General features: G+C 49.0%; 14 protein-coding genes and 1 tRNA gene. 13 read left to right on the forward strand and 2 right to left on the reverse strand.

From position 1 onward, the window contains the following. Positions 1 to 17 precede the first annotated feature (17 nt). Together DSZ37_RS02155 and DSZ37_RS02165 are read left to right on the forward strand one after the other, a co-directional pair. Positions 18 to 2,240 carry a substrate-binding domain-containing protein gene (locus DSZ37_RS02155; RefSeq protein WP_109725312.1) on the forward strand — a complete coding sequence of 741 codons (2,223 nt, stop codon included), beginning with the start codon at positions 18 to 20 and terminating at the stop codon, positions 2,238 to 2,240. A 412-nt stretch (positions 2,241 to 2,652) separates the two neighbouring features. Further along, entirely contained in the window at positions 2,653 to 3,309 is a 657-nt protein-coding gene (locus DSZ37_RS02165; protein WP_109725314.1) for a GNAT family N-acetyltransferase, read from the forward strand. 42 nt (positions 3,310 to 3,351) lie between these two features. Here the strand turns inward: DSZ37_RS02165 and DSZ37_RS02170 are convergent, their stop codons facing one another. Further along, positions 3,352 to 4,368: a dockerin type I repeat-containing protein gene (locus tag DSZ37_RS02170; protein WP_109725315.1), complete on the reverse strand. Its 1,017-nt coding sequence runs from the start codon at positions 4,366 to 4,368 to the stop codon at positions 3,352 to 3,354. Between the two features lie 172 nt (positions 4,369 to 4,540). Then, the gene (locus DSZ37_RS02175; protein ID WP_109725316.1) at positions 4,541 to 5,104 is read right to left on the reverse strand and encodes an HD domain-containing protein; all 564 of its coding nucleotides are present in this window, start codon (positions 5,102 to 5,104) and stop codon (positions 4,541 to 4,543) included. Positions 5,105 to 5,494: 390 nt separating this feature from the next. Between DSZ37_RS02175 and abc-f the strand changes: the two genes are divergently transcribed. From abc-f to recD2, 11 genes are all read left to right on the forward strand, one after another. After that, the gene (abc-f, locus tag DSZ37_RS02180; RefSeq protein WP_109725317.1) at positions 5,495 to 7,030 is read left to right on the forward strand and encodes a ribosomal protection-like ABC-F family protein; all 1,536 of its coding nucleotides are present in this window, start codon (positions 5,495 to 5,497) and stop codon (positions 7,028 to 7,030) included. A gap of 83 nt (positions 7,031 to 7,113) precedes the next feature. Next, positions 7,114 to 7,188 (forward strand) — tRNA-Gly (locus DSZ37_RS02185). Between the two features lie 380 nt (positions 7,189 to 7,568). After that, positions 7,569 to 9,068, forward strand: coding sequence for a serpin family protein (locus DSZ37_RS02190; RefSeq protein ID WP_109725318.1), 1,500 nt, complete (start codon positions 7,569 to 7,571; stop codon positions 9,066 to 9,068). 282 nt (positions 9,069 to 9,350) lie between these two features. Next, positions 9,351 to 9,812 (forward strand): RNA polymerase sigma factor, encoded by a 462-nt coding sequence (locus tag DSZ37_RS02195; RefSeq protein ID WP_109725319.1) that lies wholly within the window; start codon positions 9,351 to 9,353, stop codon positions 9,810 to 9,812. Beyond that, positions 9,809 to 10,960, forward strand: coding sequence for a hypothetical protein (locus DSZ37_RS02200; RefSeq protein ID WP_109725320.1), 1,152 nt, complete (start codon positions 9,809 to 9,811; stop codon positions 10,958 to 10,960). Before DSZ37_RS02195 ends, DSZ37_RS02200 begins: the two co-directional genes overlap by 4 nt. Before the next feature lie 176 nt (positions 10,961 to 11,136). After that, positions 11,137 to 12,579 (forward strand): dockerin type I domain-containing protein, encoded by a 1,443-nt coding sequence (locus DSZ37_RS02205; RefSeq protein ID WP_109725321.1) that lies wholly within the window; start codon positions 11,137 to 11,139, stop codon positions 12,577 to 12,579. Positions 12,580 to 12,597: 18 nt separating this feature from the next. Next, positions 12,598 to 13,431 (forward strand): hypothetical protein, encoded by an 834-nt coding sequence (locus DSZ37_RS02210; protein WP_109725322.1) that lies wholly within the window; start codon positions 12,598 to 12,600, stop codon positions 13,429 to 13,431. After that, positions 13,431 to 14,483, forward strand: coding sequence for an acyltransferase (locus tag DSZ37_RS02215; protein ID WP_181380202.1), 1,053 nt, complete (start codon positions 13,431 to 13,433; stop codon positions 14,481 to 14,483). Before DSZ37_RS02210 ends, DSZ37_RS02215 begins: the two co-directional genes overlap by 1 nt. Before the next feature lie 55 nt (positions 14,484 to 14,538). Then, positions 14,539 to 15,273, forward strand: coding sequence for a GNAT family N-acetyltransferase (locus tag DSZ37_RS02220; protein ID WP_109725324.1), 735 nt, complete (start codon positions 14,539 to 14,541; stop codon positions 15,271 to 15,273). 51 nt (positions 15,274 to 15,324) lie between these two features. After that, positions 15,325 to 15,669, forward strand: a complete 345-nt coding sequence (locus tag DSZ37_RS02225) for a hypothetical protein (protein ID WP_109725325.1) — start codon at positions 15,325 to 15,327, stop codon at positions 15,667 to 15,669. Positions 15,670 to 15,780: 111 nt separating this feature from the next. Continuing rightward, the gene (gene recD2 / locus DSZ37_RS02230; RefSeq protein ID WP_431768060.1) at positions 15,781 to 18,018 is read left to right on the forward strand and encodes an SF1B family DNA helicase RecD2; all 2,238 of its coding nucleotides are present in this window, start codon (positions 15,781 to 15,783) and stop codon (positions 18,016 to 18,018) included. Positions 18,019 to 18,024: the final 6 nt, after the last annotated feature.

Genomic DNA, 18,024 nt, shown 5'->3' on the forward strand with positions numbered 1-18,024 from the left:
AAAGCGGAGGTGATATCATGGACAGTATCGGACGCATAGCCGTTATAGTTCCCCATATCAGCAGCAACACCGAGACATCGTTTATCGACGTCATACATAGAATGGCAGAAGGATACGGCTATGATACCATAGTCATTTCGGGAGTTATAAACTACGTTGACCAGCAGCTTGACGAGGTATACTCAAAGGGTCAGACAAACATCTACGATCTTATCCTCCACGGTGGCTTTGACGGCTTTATATTTGAAGCGAATATATTTTGCAGTGAAAGACAGCGCAGGGCGATACTTGACCTTCTTCACAGGCGGGACGTTCCATGCGTGGTGGTCAATTATGACCAGCCGTACTTCCCTGTTGTTTCGGCAGATGAGACTATTCTCCTCTATCTCTCAGCAAATCACCTGATAAACGAACACGGCTGCCGAAAGCTTTACTGCATAGGCGGCACCAAGGGACACACTCCCTCAGAGGAGCGCATAAACGGCTTCCGCAGAGCCATGGACGAGGCAGGGCTCCCTTACGATGAGAGCTGTATCCTTTACGGAAACTACTGGAGAGATATCCCTCACAGGGCAGCTCTTGATATTGCCGGGGGCAGGCTCGAAAAGCCCGACGGCATAGTCTGCGGCAGCGATATCATGGCAGTGGAGCTGTGCAGGACACTTGCGGATAACGGCATAAAGGTGCCCGAGGACATAAAGGTCACAGGCTGTGACGGAAGCATCATCTCCCAGACCGAAAGGGTCTCGCTGACCACAGTTGCGGGACAGGAAAGGATAAACGGCTTCCTTGCATTCAGGAAGCTGATGAAGATACTGGGCAGGGACATAAGCGGCGGGACAGTCTCCCCCGAGCTCATCATAGGAGAGAGCTGCGGCTGCGGAGACAAGGGCGCCATATCACGCAGCAGCAGTCTTTCCGACACAAGGGAATATGCAGGAGTGATACTCAGCATACTCGAGCAGCGCAGGACCAGCAGTCAGGGCGAGATAATCAGGCGAATGTCCGAATGCAAGGACCTCTATGACGTTACGGGCACATTTCTCGGCTGCTGTTATATGATACCCACAGGCATAAGGGCGGAGCTTTGTCTTTGCGAGGACTGGCAGAGGGATATGAAGGACCCGTCCGTCTACCGCCGCGGCGGTCTCCCCGACAGGATGCTCCTTGCCATGGAAGCCTGCTATGAGGGAGGAGAGCAGATGAAGGAGTTCATGACAAAAGATATCTTCCCCTCACTTACAAAGCCACACAGTCCGCGTCTGACAGTGATATCCTCACTTCACTACAAGGGGCAGATACTGGGCTATGTTGGATTTACATACAGAAAGGCAGTCCACATAATCCTTGACGAATTCTACATGAGCTGGTGTGACGCGGTCAGCAGCGGACTCAATACCGTATGGAACAGGATGTACAAGGACTACGTCAACAAGCGTATCGAGTCACTTTCGGAGTTTGCTCCCGTACTCGGCATATACAATAAGCGCGGACTCATCAGCAAGCTCATGGGAATGATGTCCGAAAACAGCAGTGCAGAACTGACCCTCACTCTCCTTTCCTACATAAAGGAGGACAAGGTAAGATACAGCGTACCGCCGATAAATTCCATAGTCAACGCCATACGTCTCAGCGACGGCAAGGCTGTTCTTGCCAGCATAGGCGACGACATTATCGCCATAGCCCGTTCTGCGGAGAACGAATGCTCTGAGCAGTCACTTGCCGCCGAGATAGCACAGAACGTAACGGACTCCTACAAGGGAGCAGTTGACATAAGGCAGGAGCGCATAGCAGTTCTTTCCTGCTCTGTAGCGCCGTCGGATATATTCGGCATCGATGAGATAATATGCGGCATGGAGGACAGACTGAAAGGCAAGATGATAAGCATGAGCTCGGGCACATTCAGCTACAAGGATCAGTTCATCGCCATGAGGGACAATATTTTCAGGCATCCCGAAAAAGAGTGGAACATTGAAGCCCTTACGCGCAGCATGGGACTCAGCAAGAGCCATTTCCACAGGATATACAAGGAGCTTTTCGGCACAAGCTGCAAGGAGGACATAATCTCATCAAGGCTTGAAAAGGTGAAATGGCTCCTTGACAACACCTCGCTGACGGTCGCCAAGATAGCTGAGGAGAGCGGATATTCCAACACCAGCCACTTCATAAGGCAGTTCAGCAGCAGAACAGGTCTGACTCCATCAGCATACCGCAGAAAAAAGGGGCAGAAAGGCAAATAAAATGGGATAAAACCGCATTTACTGCCGCCTGTTTTTGATGTATCATAATTACAGGGGAGACAAAAGGAAGCCTTCTTCAGCCGCATTTCTGCACTTCTTTGCGGCTGATGAAAAGCATTCCGCAAAACACAATTCCTTTTATAATATCCTCCTGAGGTGGGACAGATCAGAGACCGTATCGGCAGATGCGGTCTTTTTTCTTGAAAAATCCGCAATAAACAGCTTGACATCAACATTTCTGTATGCTATACTTTAGGGGAAGTGCAGGATGTACTTCATATATCTTATTTTAAGGAGAAGTTGTTTGAAAAATAATAACAGAACAGAGATAGCAGCGTAAACGGAGGTTTGCGAATACTATCTCACACAAGCCTCCGTATGTCCCGTCAACATTTTCAGGAGGAAAAAAACAATGAATAAAAATGACTATATCATACGTAAGGAAACAGAAAAGGACTACCGCGAAGTTGAAAATCTTGCAAGAGAAGCTTTCTGGAATCTCAGCAAGCCCGGCTGCTTTGAGCATTACTTCATCCACATCATGAGGGAGCACAAGGACTTTGTTCCCGAGCTGGACTATGTCATCGAAACAGACGGAAAGATCGCAGGCTGTGTAATGTACTGCCGCGCGAAGCTCAGGGACGAGCAGGGCAATGAGAAGGACATTCTGACAATGGGACCTCTCTGCGTGCTTCCCGAATATCAGCGCAAGGGACTGGGCAAGGCACTGCTGGAGCACACCTTTGCTATCGCCGCAGAAATGGGATACGATGTGGTTATCAATTTCGGCAATCCCGATAACTATGTGGCAAGAGGCTACAAGAGCTGCAAAAAGTACAACGTGTGCTTTGAGGGAGACTTCTTCCCTGCCGCACTTCTTGTGAAGGTGCTGAAGGAGGACGCTCTTGACGGCAGAAAGTGGTTCTACCATCCCAGCGATGTTGACGCCCCCTGCGATGACGAAAAAGCAGTCGAGGAGTTCGACAAGCTCTTCCCTCCAAAGGAAAAGGGCTGGCAGCCAAGTCAGGAGGAGTTTTACATCCACAGTCATTCTTCCATAAACGGATAAACAAAAAGCTCGTATCGGATATCGCTCCGATACGAGCATTTTTTATTTGTCAAGTCCGAGGAGATGCTGCTGAATGACGAGGGCATCATTTGCAGTAACACCGTCACCGTTGGTATCGGCATTATCCCTGCCCTTTGATGTAAGAGAATACTTATCGGGATTGGCAAGAGCCTGCATAATGAAAATAGCGTCCGAGAGATCGAGGATGCCGTCGCAGTTGGCATCGCCGTATCTGACGATATCATCTCTGAGGCCGTAACCATGTGAAGATGTATTGCATAGCAGTACATCACTGCTTTTTTTGTTTATGATCCCTGAGACCAGAACGTTGCCTAAAATACCAGCTTTAAGTTTACGAATTTCGCTGAAGTCTTTGCAGTACTCACTAATATACTCAATATAAAAAGCGCCGCTGCTTGTGGCATCAAGGAACATTTCAGGTGTTCGTAATATACCGCATATGGTGCAGTTATCCTTCAGCACCATCAGGGCTTCCTTTTCACTGTAAAAACATATGGGAAAGCTGTCATCATATGACAGGATCACACCATCATCCATGCCCTCATAGAGTATTCCCCTGCTGTTGCCTCCGCAGGTGAAAGTGCCTCTTATAAAGAACCTCACCGTACCCTTGCCTGTGCTGACGGTGATGGTGTTGCCGAGGGTCAGATCGTCAAGCAGCACGATTATGTCATTATCTCCTGCATCAATAGTGAGATCATGATCCAGCGCTTTAATGGTACAGCTTCTGTTGACTGACTCATCGGTAAAGCTCTCATCAATGACACATTCAGCCACTTCCGCCTCTGCATTATCCCTTATCATTCCAATTTCAGTATAATACAGAGTATAGCTGTCCGGATCAAAGTCCGTATCTGCATCGGGAGGAAAGCTGTTTCCGCCGTCAAAAGCTCCGCCTATCTCCTGAATTCCTTTGATACCGCCTTTTCTTTCATCTTCTGCAAAAGAATTAAGACATAAAGCCGATACAGCTGTAAGCGCCGCAGCTGAAGCTGCAATTATTCTTTTGGTAAATCCGTGTAATGATCTGTGTTTCATATAGTGCCGTCCTTTCGTCAAATAGGTGTTCATGCCGCAGCAGTTCTGTCTACCATTCATTATACCATTCTTTACGCGATAAAGCAAGATGCGCGGAGAAAAAACTGCCTTTTTTGAAGCTTTGCCGCGAAACAGCCTGTGCAGCTCACCGCTTATGTTTTTTGCAGTTACTTCAGGACTCTCTTTCGATCTTCTCCAGCGTATCAGCGAGAATAGCTTTTCTGAGCTCAGTGAGCCATTCCGAGAAGGCAACAGTATCAAAGGCGTAGGTCTTGTTCAGCTCATACTCATTCTCCGACCATGTATCTATGGGAGACTCATTGTGCTGTATCAGCGCCTCCAGCTTGTCGAGAGCCTTGAAAATCTTCGCCTCGACAGTCTGCTGAGCATTCATCTCCGCATACAGCTCAGAAAACTCGCTTCCTATCCCGTCAGGCAGGGACGACACCCATCTTTCGAGGAGACTGTCCTCGGTCACGCGGTCTGCATCTGTTTTTACAAAAGTGGGGATATCTCCCGTAAAGCACTCCCCGAGATCATGGATAAGGCACATCCTGACCACCCTGTCCATATCGGCGTCGGGAAACTCATTTTTCAGCAGCATAGCCATCAGCGACACACGCCAGCTGTGCTCGGCAACGCTCTCCGTACGCCGCTGTGAGGTAGTACAGTGCCGGGGCGTATCCTTTAGTTTTTCCGCTGTATGAAGTATATCAAGAAACTCTTTTGCGTTCATTTCTCTGCCCTCCGTTAATATAATGAAAACAATTATACAGCAAAAGCCGCATGAAGTCAATGATTTTGCGTTTTTTCACTTGACACGGTGAAAAAACTGTGCTATAATGCATTCAGAAATTACTGAAAGAGGTGTGAGGATGAAAAAATAATTCACTTTTGAACACATGAATATTTTTACTGACAGTGTGAAATTTTACGGGCATACTGTCTTATCATGTTGCCAAAAGTGGATTATGTTCTCATAACCTCTTTTTTGTGCTATATATTTATCCGCGCACATTTTTGCAGGCTGATACTGCAAGTGCGCCCTGAGGTCATGGAATGTAACGGGAACTGTTTGGCAGCAAACGGTCCCCGTTTTTTTGTGGGACCGAAAGGAGGAATAAATATGTCACAGATACTTGTAACAAACCTTTCATTCGGCTATGAAGGAAGCTACGACAACGTCTTTGAAAACGTGTCATTCTCAATAGATACCAACTGGAAGCTGGGATTTATCGGCAGGAACGGCAAGGGAAAGACCACATTTCTGAGCCTGCTCATGGGCAGATACAGCTATAAGGGAACTATTTCATCTTCCGTCAGGTTCAGCTGTTTTCCCTGCACCGTCACCGATGAACAGGCACAGAGGACCGCCTCTGAATTTCTGCCCGAGCTCTCTGCGGAATGCGAGGAATGGCGCATGATATGTGAGCTTTCAGAGCTTGGCGAAACCGCCGATATACTTTACCGCCCGTTCAATACACTGAGCCACGGCGAGCGCACAAAGATACTTCTTGCGCTGCTGTTCTCCTGCGGAGAGCAGTTCAGACTCATCGACGAGCCCACCAATCACCTCGACGAGAGCTCAAGGGAAAAGGTAAAGGAGTACCTCTCGGGCAAGAGCGGCTTCATCCTTGTCTCCCACGACAGAGACCTGCTTGATGCCTGCACCGACCATGTGCTTGTGCTGAACCGCAAGACCATAGATGTCCAGAGCGGCAATTTCTCCGTATGGTGGGAGAACAAGCAGCGCCGTGACAGCTTTGCCGAGGCTGAGAACGAGAAGCACCGCAAGGAGATACGGAAGCTTCGTCAGGCAGCAAAACAGACAGCGGAATGGGCAGATAAAAGCGAGCGCACAAAAATAGGCTTTGACCCCATAAAGGAAAACGACCGCTGTATCAGCACCCGCTCATATATCGGAGCAAAGACAAAGAAGATGCAGAGCCGCGTCAAGCAGATGGAGAAGCGCATTGACCGCAGTATTGCCGAGCAGGAGGGACTTCTCAGCGACATAGAGCGAGTGCCCGAGCTGAAGCTCACTCCCCTTACTCATCACAAAAAGACCATCGTTAACTTCAGAGACTTCACCGTCAGCTACAACGCCGCCTGTCCCGTGTTCTCCCCTCTTACATTCAGCATTCAGCTGGGAGAGCGTGTGGCGCTCCACGGCACAAACGGCTGCGGAAAGTCCACTCTTATCAAGGCAGTCCTGAGTCATGCAGGCTGCATCGTTCAGCCAAACCGCTTTAGTGAGCACGGCATATGCGAGACCGCCTCGGGACTTATAATATCCTATATAGATCAGGACACCTCTTGGCTTCGCGGCAGCATATCTGCTCTGTGCGAGAAACGGGGACTTGACCTGAGTATGCTCTGTACTATCCTTAGGCAGCTCGGTGCGGAGCGCTCACAGCTTGTCAAAAACACCGAGGACTTTTCCGAGGGACAGAAGAAAAAACTGCTCATAGCGGCAAGCCTGCTGACACCTGCACACCTGTACATCTGGGACGAGCCGCTGAACTATATCGACGTTTTTTCCCGTATGCAGATAGAGTCGCTGCTGAAAAAATACGCACCTACCATGCTGTTTGTGGAGCATGACACAAGGTTCCGTGAAGCCATAGCAACAAAGACCATTGAGTTTTCCGAATACGAATAAATATTACGGCAGTCAAAAGGGGCTGCCGATTTTTTTATTCTGCCCCTTGCATTTTTCTCTGCAATGTGGTAAAATAGAAATATGCAGATATAGTATAGCGGTTATTACTTCAGTTTCCCAAACTGAGGAGGCGGGTTCGACCCCCGTTATCTGCTCCAGCGCAGAGCCTGCGCTCCCGACCACGTTGCCGCTCGCAAGCTCGCTCACTTTTACCGGAAGACACTGCTGTATATCGCTTACAGCACTGTCATCTGAATCGCACAAATAGCAGCGGTGAGCCTCGCTGCCTTGTTCGCGTTTCACTTAATGTGGAACGCGGATTTTTTTCCGCACATGATATTATTTCTAAACCTGATCATAACACAGTGGAGCCTGCGCCTCGGTTTTACGGGGCGCTTTTTTGTATCCCAAGCTGTTCACAAAATGTTTACATTTTCAGCCGCACATTTCACCGCACTCATCCGTTAATGTTTATGAAAACGCACAGAAGTGCTTTCGCTCGGCTTAATTTTATCTTACTTTTCAAGGAGGTATATTTATGAAATTCAGGAAAATACTTGCAGCAGCCGCTGCACTCTGTATCGCAGTACCCACAGCTATCGCAGGACAGGTAGCAGCCCTTGACCCTGCCCCCGTAAAGGGAGATGTGAATTCAGACTTTATATTCAATCTTGCCGACGTAGTTATGTACCAGCGCTGGCTCAGAGGTGCAGGCAAGCTCATGGCAGATACAAACGGCGACGTGAACGGTGACGGAGTATGTGACGTCCTTGACCTCAGCGCCATGAGAAAGCTTCTCATAGACTGCATGACAACAGCTCCCACACCGAACTTTGCACCAAAGGCACAGAATCTCTGTGCAGGCATAGCTTCCTCAAAGGTCACCGAATCAAGAGCAGATGAGAAGTTCATCAACAGCCAGACCGCTTTCACTGTTGAGCTGTTCAAGCAGGCATATGCCGAGAACGAGGACCACGAAAACGCTCTTATTTCGCCCTATTCGGTAATGCAGGCACTTTCCATGACAGCCAACGGCGCAGCAGGAGACACACGCACCGAGATGGAGAATGTCCTCGGCGGCGGAATGCCTATGGAGGAGCTCAATCAGTATCTCCTCTCACAGCGCAAGCGCTCCATTAATCCCGAGTACAACGACTACAACAAGTGGCAGATGAGCACCGCCAACTCTATATGGGCAATAGACGACAAAAGCCGTATCGACGTCCGTCCCGAGTTCATCCAGAACTGCGTTGACTACTACGACAGCGAGTTCTACATTGCTCCATTTGATAAAACCACGCTTGACGACGTAAACGGCTGGGTAAACGACAAGACCCACGAGATGATACCAAGTATACTTGACCATATAGGCGATAATGATGTTATGTATCTTGTGAACGCCGTAGCTTTCGCGGCTGAATGGATGGAGCCCTTTATGGATTACCAGATAAATAAGGGTGAGTTCACAAGCTATAACGGAGAGATCCAGAAAGCTGATATGCTCTGCAGCTGGGAGCACTACATCGGTGACGAGAATACCAACGGCATGGTGAAGGCATACAGCGGCGGAAGATACGAATTTGCAGCACTTCTTCCCGACGAGAGCATGACGATCGACCAGTATATCGAGGAGCTGACTCCCGAGAAGCTGAACGGGCTCCTCACTCAGAAAAACTACGATATCAAAGCCGATATAAAGCTTCCCAAGTTCAGCTACGATTACGAGAACGAGCTTTCAGGTGAGCTTGAATCCATGGGAATGCCCACAGCCTTCTCAGACGATGCTGATTTCACAAATATGTCATCGATCGCGGACAGACATCCGTTACACATAGACCGTGTTATACACAAGACATTCATTGACCTTGATGAAAACGGCACAAAGGCAGCTGCCGCAACACTGGTAGCAATGGTAGACGGAGAAGCTATGGCACGAGAGATCAAGGAAGTAAACTTTGACCGTCCCTTCGTATACTGCATTTTTGACGCACAGACCTATGTTCCCGTATTTATCGGAGCAGTAAATTCACTTTCTTAAACGCAACTTTTCTAAAAATCATTCAATAAAACATATCCTGTAAGGGGGATATTTCGGGGGACCTGCACTGTGTCCCCCTTTTTTTGCAGCTGAAGACCTTATTAAAACATCAGATTTCTCTGCGCATCTTGCTATTTAATAAATAATATGTTATAAGCGGGGTGCCCCCGCCGCCTGTTTCGCGGCATAATCACCTGAACCGGCAGTTTTCTCCGCGCATCTTGCTATTTAATAAATAATATGTTATAATAATTTCTATAAGACTTCGGAGGAGGTGGCTCTGTGTCCCTTGATATAAACGAGCAGTACGACAAGATATATCGCTATTGCTTTCTGCGCGTCCGTCACAAGGAGACCGCAGAGGACCTGACACAGGAGACCTTTCTCCGTTACCTCGAACACCCACAGTACCACAGTGAAGACAAAACGCTCCAGCTTCTCTACACTATCGCAGGCAATCTGTGTACCGACGAATTCCGCAAGATAAAGCCCTCGGAGATATCCGAGACTGCGTCCGACGGAAAGGACATAGAGGACAATATACTATCCGATGTGCAGCTGAAACAGGTACTTGACAGCCTCAGTGATGAGGACAGGGAGATAGTTCTGCTGAGATTTGTCAATGAAGTTCCCGTGAACGTCATTGCGAAGCTTTACAATATCTCGCGTTTTGCACTGAACCGCAGGCTGAACCGTATACTCGGCTCCCTGAGGGAACATCTGGGAAAGGAGGAGCTTATATGACCGAAAAGGATAAAAAGAAGATCACGGAAGCGCTTGGCATCCCCGAGCCCGACAGAAAGAAGGAGTTCGCTGAAGAATTTGCAAAGCGCTCCGAGGGAGTGCAGAAGAAGCCCATCAAGCCCATAATAATGCGTATCACAGCGGCAGCAGCAATGCTGGCGGTCTGCATAGGAGCTCTGACGCTTTTCCCGAAGCATAAGACCGATTTCGGCGGCGATGACAATATAGAGGTCATAGAGACCACTACCTATCAGTCGGTGGACGGAGCGATACACTCAGTTCCGCACACCACATCTCCCACGAATACGGAGGGCGGCGTGATAGTTACCACCGCAGCAAAGACCTCCGGCAAAACGGTAACTGCTGTTACCACGATGCAAAACGGCACAACAAAGGGTCCCGCATCTCAGCGCACAACAGCCGCAAAGACTACCGAGGGCAGGGATGAGTCCCGCACCACCACTGCTGACCACCATGAGACCGATGTCACCACAGCCGAGCCCATAGTGCAGGACCCTCCAGTTACAGCTGCTCCCCCCAGAGACCTTACAGTCTCACCCGATGTGACATACACCGTCAGGGACAACACCATAACCGAGGAGGAGCTCCTCACAGGAGAAGGCAGCGACGGCATCGGTATACCGCCGCGGGGCGAGGGAGATCCCCCTATTTCGCCAAATGACCAAAAAATTCAACATATGTTTGATATTTCCTACGCGGTAATACTTGCAAAAGTTGACAAAATAGTGTATACTTCTATTGATAGGCAAGCTGTAACCGCCGAAGACATTACTGTTGAAGCGGCATACGGCGGCAGTCTCAACACAGGAGACAGACTGACGGTGTTCCTCAGAGGCGGCTATATGCCTGCCGAGGAGTACATGAAGTACAACCGCCGCGCTCATATTGACAATGCGGAGGATTACTCCGTATATATCAGCGCAGGATGCAGAATGGCTCAGGAAGAAGGCGAAAGCTACATCTTCTTTGTTTCCGACGATGACAGCGGACTTCCCGACGGAGCATTCTCCCCTGCAGAAGACGGTTACTGCTCGGTATTCATAAAGAGAAACGGCAAATACATCTCCCTCGCAGGCGAGGAGCTCAGCTTCACCGAGGAACAGCTCTCAAGGCTGCAAAGACAGTAAAAACGCCTTTATACAGGCATAATCTATATGAAGGGGCAACTTTCGGGATCACGGAATCGGTGTCATATATTACGAAGTATTTAAAAAAATTTTCATTTTCATGTCACATTTTCTTCTGTCGCTTCGTTATGTTATTATAGATGACGTCAGATAAAACTTGAAAGGAAGATAGATATATGAAACATCCAAAGATACTTAGCCTGATGATGGCAAGTGTTATAGCAGCGACAGGAGTGCTGCCCGCAGGTGCATATGCTGCGGTAAACGGTGATTTTGACGGAAACGGAGTATTGACCTCCGATGATCTCGCTCTTTTGCAGGATCACATTCTCGCAAAGAAGACCCTTACATCCGAACAGGCAAAGCTTGCCGATATAAACGGAGACGGAACAGTTGACGTTCACGATGTTGCCGAGCTGAGAAAGCTCATTCTCAAAACTGACAGAGACCTTCAGTTCAAGAAGGATATAAACAGGGTCGACAGTTCTCTGATAAAGGACGAAATCAAGAAGCTCGCCATTGACAAGGGCGATGTGGTAGTTACTTCAAGTGCAGAGCTCAAGACCGAGCTTACAAAGTACTTTGCAGACAGCATCGTAAACAATCTGCTCACAAAGTACGATGATAAATTCTTTGCGGACTCAGTTCTTCTGCTGAAGCCCGTATATTATGACGCAGCAAAATACGGCGGCGGCACAGCCGCTGTTGAAAAGCTCTCATGCGGCTGTGACTCGTCCTATGCAGGCGTGTACACAACAGGTCCTACCGTAGATATCGGTCTTAACATCCGCAAGGAGCACGATTATAATTCACAGTCACTCGGAGTTATCCCCGCAGGAGCAAAGTTCAACGTCACACACGGAAGCGCAAACTGGGGACACGTTACATACAACGGCATTTCGGGCTATGTAAATATGAACTTCGTCACAAAGGTATCATCGGCGGCATCCGTTGTCCAGACACCCAAGTCAGGTCAGACCATCGCCATCGACTCCGTAAAGTATTCGGGCGGAACAGTAACAGTTACTGCCAAGGAAGTAGTTTCCGCAAATGACAAGTTCGTACCTGCCGAGGTAGCACAGGTAGTCGTTCCCAAGAAGGACTACTATGCAAATGAGGCAAAGTGGAAAGTAGTAACATCTACAACCACTACCACCACAACGACCACTACCACCACAACGACTACATCCTGCCCCTATCCCCTTGCACAGGCAAGACTCAATGTTATCGGCAAGGACCTGAAGAAGGCATTCAACGATGCTGCAAGCATCCCATATTACGGACGCCAGCAGGATCCCAATTTTCCGCAGGATGACAAGACCACCATGCAGTGGTATGCAGACTACGGCTTCAAGAACAGAAAGGGCAACTGCTATGTAATGGCAGCTATGTTCTGCGAGATGGCTAAACTTCTCGGCTATGACGCACATATGATATCCGGTCAGGTACCTCTTGCTGCAGGCGGCTATGGTCCTCACTCATGGGTAGAGGTCACAATAAACGGAACGCTTTATGTGTGCGACCCCGACTTCCAGAATGAAACAAAGAAAAACGGTTATATGATACAGTACCGCCAGTCAGGTACTTGGAGATATGAACCGAAATCCGTTATGAGCTAATACAAGGAGGAAAACAAAATGAAAAAATTTATCGGAACCCTTACATTTACAGCTGCACTTGCACTGGTAAGCTGCGGAAATGTAACACCTGCTGCTGAGGTATCCCAGACTGCAACAGAGGCAACTACCACTGTACAGGTATCTACTGAGCCCACGACCTCAACAGACATGATGAAACTCATCGGCGACAGAGCCGCAGGCAACTCGGTATATATCCTTACTCTTGACAACAAGACAGGCAAGGATATCAAGAGCGTAACCATCAAGGCTGATACCGAGGAGGAATATCCTGCAAACATGATCGACGAGAAGGACCCTTATATCAAGAATGAAAGACGTCTTCTTTACTACGTTCCCAACAAGGTAAGCGATGTTACCTACGGTGACAGCGATGAGATCGCAACTGTTGGCTATACAGTAAAGATCGAATTTACAGACAACAAGTCCGCAGAGCTCCACAGCTTCCCCTTCGGAGATCTTGATGAGGGTGAGATCAAGCTCGAAAAGGACATTGCATATCTCGAATATACATCAAAGGAAACAGGCGACAAGGTAAGCACTAAGGAAGCTGAGAAGGCTGCTGCAGAGCTTGCCGCAGAAAGCGCTACAGAGGCAGTATCCGAGGTAAACCCCGATGCTAACAACAATATCGACGCTCAGTATTATGAAGAGCCCGTATATACTCAGCCTGCATATGATGAGCCCGTATACACACCTCCTGTAAATCAGGAGCCGGTTACTCAGGCACCTGTTGCAACTCCTGAGCCTACTCAGGCACAGGCTGCAGCACCGATTAATCCTAATAGTGGATGTAATCCTGATCCAGAAAAAAATCCCTATATGGAATGGTAATGATTGTGAATAACAGGATATTATATCTAAGCAGATTAAAAGCTTTAGCATGTATTGGCGTTATCATACTTCATGTATTTAGTTCTTCGGGAAAATTTGCAGTATCGCAAAATCAAATGACATTGCTGCTTTCTGTTAAAAACTGTATGTCTTGGGCGGTACCCTGCTTTGTAATGGCATCGGGAGCGCTGCTCCTCGACAGAAAGAGAACGCTGACGCCAAAGAAGCTCTTCGGAAAATACATTTTCCGAATGGTCATAACTCTTGTGGTATTCTCGCTGCTGTTCTCGGTATTCGATACTTTTACCACAGCCAAGCGTTCTGCGGGCGAGACTGTAAAGGATACTCTCAGTGATATCTTCCTCGGAACAGGCTGGCCGCATATGTGGTATCTGTACCTGATGATCGCTGTTTATCTCATGCTGCCCATATACAAGATCATAAGCACAAATGCAGAGCCAAAGGACCTGAAGTACCTCCTCGCAGTATACGGTATCGGACTTTCGGTCCTCCCCTTCATAGAGACAATAACAGGTAAAAAGCTGCCATTCTATATTTGTGTGTTCACCATATATCCCCTTTACCTGTTCCTTGGTCACGTTCTGCATACGGGAGCAATAAGGCTTCCCAAGAACGCTTCGGGACTCATGTTCCTCATAAGTCTCGGAATAGTTGCAATGCTTACGGTATACAGCTGCAATGCAGTATCGGAGTCTCCCGAGACCGCAGGCAAGATAAATGCACTCCTTACAGTTTATTCCTTCCCCGTGTATATCGCGGCAGCTGTGGGTGCATACGGTTACTTCCGCAAGACAAAGAACAAGCCTGTTCCTGTTCTTGACAGCATAGCGGCAGAGCTTGACAGCTGCTCATTCGGCATCTACCTCATACATATGGCGGTGCTGAAGTTCATCTATGCAGTCCTCAATTTCAACCCCTTCAATAACGGCGGCACCATAGCAGTTATCGGCGTATGTATAGTTACACTGGCAGTATCCTATGTGATCACAAAGCTGCTTAAATTTGTTCCGTATGTAAAGACAATAATATGACACAAAGCTCCCCTCGGGGAGCTTTTCCGTTACACACTTATGCTGAGGTGATGATATGAAAGAGATACCCGCAGAAGAATACCGCTCATATATAGCAGAGGCGCAGAGCATAGCCTTCTGCGCAGTCTTTCCCACGGCTGTTGCAGAGGGGATTCAGAGCGGACGCATACACAAAGGCGGCAGCTGCACAGTTTTCCGCTGCCGTAACGGATTCACATTTGTGAGCGGCGTCCCTGACAGCGAGGATACCGCGGAGCTTCACAGGCTCATAACAAACGATGGTGCGAAGCTTCTTACAGACGACGATTCTCTCTGCAAAGCTCTTTCCACAATGGGGGGAGTGACCCTGTTTCCGCGGAATAATTACTCCTTTCCCCATGAAACGGTTCCGGCAATGAACCTCCCCGACGGCTATACACTGCGAAGTATAGACGCTGAGCTTTTTGACAGGCTCACGGGCTCTGTTGTCCCCTCCATGTTCTGGGCTGACTATGAGCAGTTCAGCGTAAACGGCAAGGGTATCTGTATAATGCATGGAGCAGAGCCTGCTTCATGGGCGTTCACCTCCGCGGTCAGCACCACGGAAGCTGATATCGGCATAGAGACCGCCGAAGCCCACCGTCACCGCGGACTTGCCTATGCGGCAGCTGCCGCCGTTATCAGAGAAGTCCTGCCGCAAAGGCGTCCTGTGTGGGGCTGCCATCAGTCCAACAAGGGCTCAGCCCATACCGCGGAGAAGCTCGGCTTTGTAAGGGCTCTCCCCTGCACTCTTATTAGAAAAGCGGACTGAGTTCACGCTTTTTGCTTTCGCCGCATAATATAACGGGAAAGGAGTGGTAATATGGAACCTGCCGAGATAACCGCGCTTACCGTTGTATTTTTCATTGCTGCTGTGGAGATATGCTGTTTTTTTGTGATCTCAAAGCTCCGCGGAAAGAGCTATCCCCTGTACACTGTGATACCCGTTTTTGCTGAGGATAGCGAGCTTTCCCAACGTCTGAGCTACATAGGCTCCCTGATTGAGGACGGGAGCAGCCTTACCGAACACATTATACTCATAGACTGCGGCGGAACCGCCGAACAGCTTGAGCTATGCAGGACTTTCTGCACCTCACATCATGCCGCGGAGCTGATACTTCCCGAGGAAATCGAAGAAACCCTGAGGAACTATCAGCATTTTCACTGATAAAACAGGCTGTTTCGCGGCGCAGCTTCACAGATCAAAACTTTTTCTCCGCGCCACTTGCTTTATTACTAAAAATAATGTATAATATAAGTTGAATGTTTATGTGCAGAGGTGAAAACGTTGGAGCATGAGGTCCTTCACATTGAGGGCACCGTTGAGAATGTCCTATACAAAAACGAAAATAACGGATATATAGTGCTGGACCTTGATGCAGGCGGTGAGCTCATAACAGTTGTTGGCGAGCTTGGCGATATCGAGGAAGGCGAAGGTCTTATCCTCGAGGGAAGCTACATCAGCCATCCCCGCTTCGGTACTCAGTTCAGTGCGGTATACTGCGAGAGAAAGCTGCCCGAGACCGTGGTCAACATCGAGAAGTATCTGGCTTCCGGAGCAGTCAAGGGAATAGGTCCGGGACTGGCGAAGAAGATAGTTGACGTATTCGGTGACCGCACCCTTGATATCATGGAGAATGCGCCTTTCCGTCTGGCGGAGATAAAGGGCATATCCCCGAAAAAGTGCGAGGAGATAGCCGCGGAAGCGCAGAAGCTGTTCTGCCTTAGAAACCTCATGTCATTTCTCTCCCAGTACGAGGTGAAGTCGCGCTTCGCCATGAATACATACAGAAAATTCGGCTCCGATGCCATGACTCTGCTGAAGCTAAATCCCTATCTGCTCTGCGGCGACGCCATCGAGCTTGATTTCGGCAAGGCTGATACCATAGCTCACGATATGCACATCGCCCGCAATGACAGCAAGCGCATAATCGCAGGAGTTCAGTACATACTCCGCGCCAATGCCGGAATAGGTCACACCTGCCTGCCTCTTGAAGTGCTTGCAAAGAAAACTCAGGACACTCTGGGAGTTTCCGAGAGTGATTTTTACAGCGCATACAACGCCGCACTTGAAGACAACGAGCTGTTCGAGTACATAAAGGGCGAGATAGAATTCGTCTACCTGCCCGACTACTTCTATGCAGAGAGCTTCATCGCCGACAGGATACACATTCTGAAGAACTTCTCCTCCCCCGAGGACTTCAATTACGATCTCCTCATAAACATCGAGGAGGAAGAGCATAACATAAAATACGAAAAACTCCAGCGGCAGGCTATCACCACCGCTGTTTCAAGGGGACTAATGGTGCTGACGGGCGGTCCGGGTACAGGTAAGACCACCACCCTCAACGCTATAATCTCCATATTTGAGAAAAAGGGCATGAGGGTACTCCTTGCCGCTCCCACAGGTCGTGCGGCAAAGCGAATGTCCGACCTTGCAGGCTGTGAAGCCAAGACCATACACCGACTGCTGGAGGTGGTCTACGATTCGGGAGACAGGCTGACATTTGCCCACAATGAGAACAATCCTCTGGACTGCGACGTGCTCATCATCGACGAGATGTCCATGGTGGACGTAGTGCTTTTTGAGAAGCTTCTCCGTGCAGTGCGGCTGGGATGCAGGCTCATAATGGTGGGCGACAGCGACCAGCTCCCCTCGGTAGGTGCTGGCAACCTGCTTGGCGATATCATCGACAGCGGCATAGTCCCCGTCACCGAGCTGAAAGAGATTTTCCGACAGGCACAGCAGAGCTGCATAGTCACCAATGCCCACAGGATAGTGGCAGGAGAATATCCCGACCTTACCCGAAAGGACAGCGATTTCTTCTTTTTCAAGCGCACGGACTATCAACAGGCGCTGAAGCTCATAGTGGACCTCGCCAAGACGAGGCTCCCGAAGGCATACAACTATTCCCCCACTGAGGATATACAAGTGCTGACTCCCTCGAGAAAGGGCGTCACGGGAACTGTTGAGCTTAACAAGCTCCTGCAGGACGAGCTCAATCCGCCTGCAAAGAACAAGCAGGAGAAGAAGGGCTACGTCTATACCTACCGTGAGGGTGACAAGGTCATGCAGACCCGCAACAACTATGACATTACATGGTCAAAGGACGGCGAGCAGGGCGCAGGCATCTTCAACGGAGACATAGGACGCATAATCAGCATCGACAACAGGAGCTCCCTTGCGGTCATAGACTTTGACGGACGCAAGGCAACATATACCTTTGACCTGCTGTCACAGGTGGATCTTGCCTATGCAGTAACGGTACACAAGAGTCAGGGCTGCGAATTTGAAGCGGTCATACTTCCCATTATGGGCGGCTTTGACAAGCTGTGCTACAGAAACCTGCTGTATACAGCGGTAACAAGAGCAAAAAAGCTCCTCATACTCATCGGCAGTGAGGAGAATATAAATAAAATGGTAGACAACAACAAGCGCACAAGGCGGTACACCTGTCTGCGCCATATGCTCGCAGGAGCGGCAAAGCAGAAAAGCTCCTCTCCCTTTGAGCAGTAAGAAAGG

It is taken from the genome of Ruminococcus flavefaciens (assembly GCF_900116855.1).
Lineage (GTDB): Bacteria > Bacillota > Clostridia > Oscillospirales > Ruminococcaceae > Ruminococcus > Ruminococcus flavefaciens_R.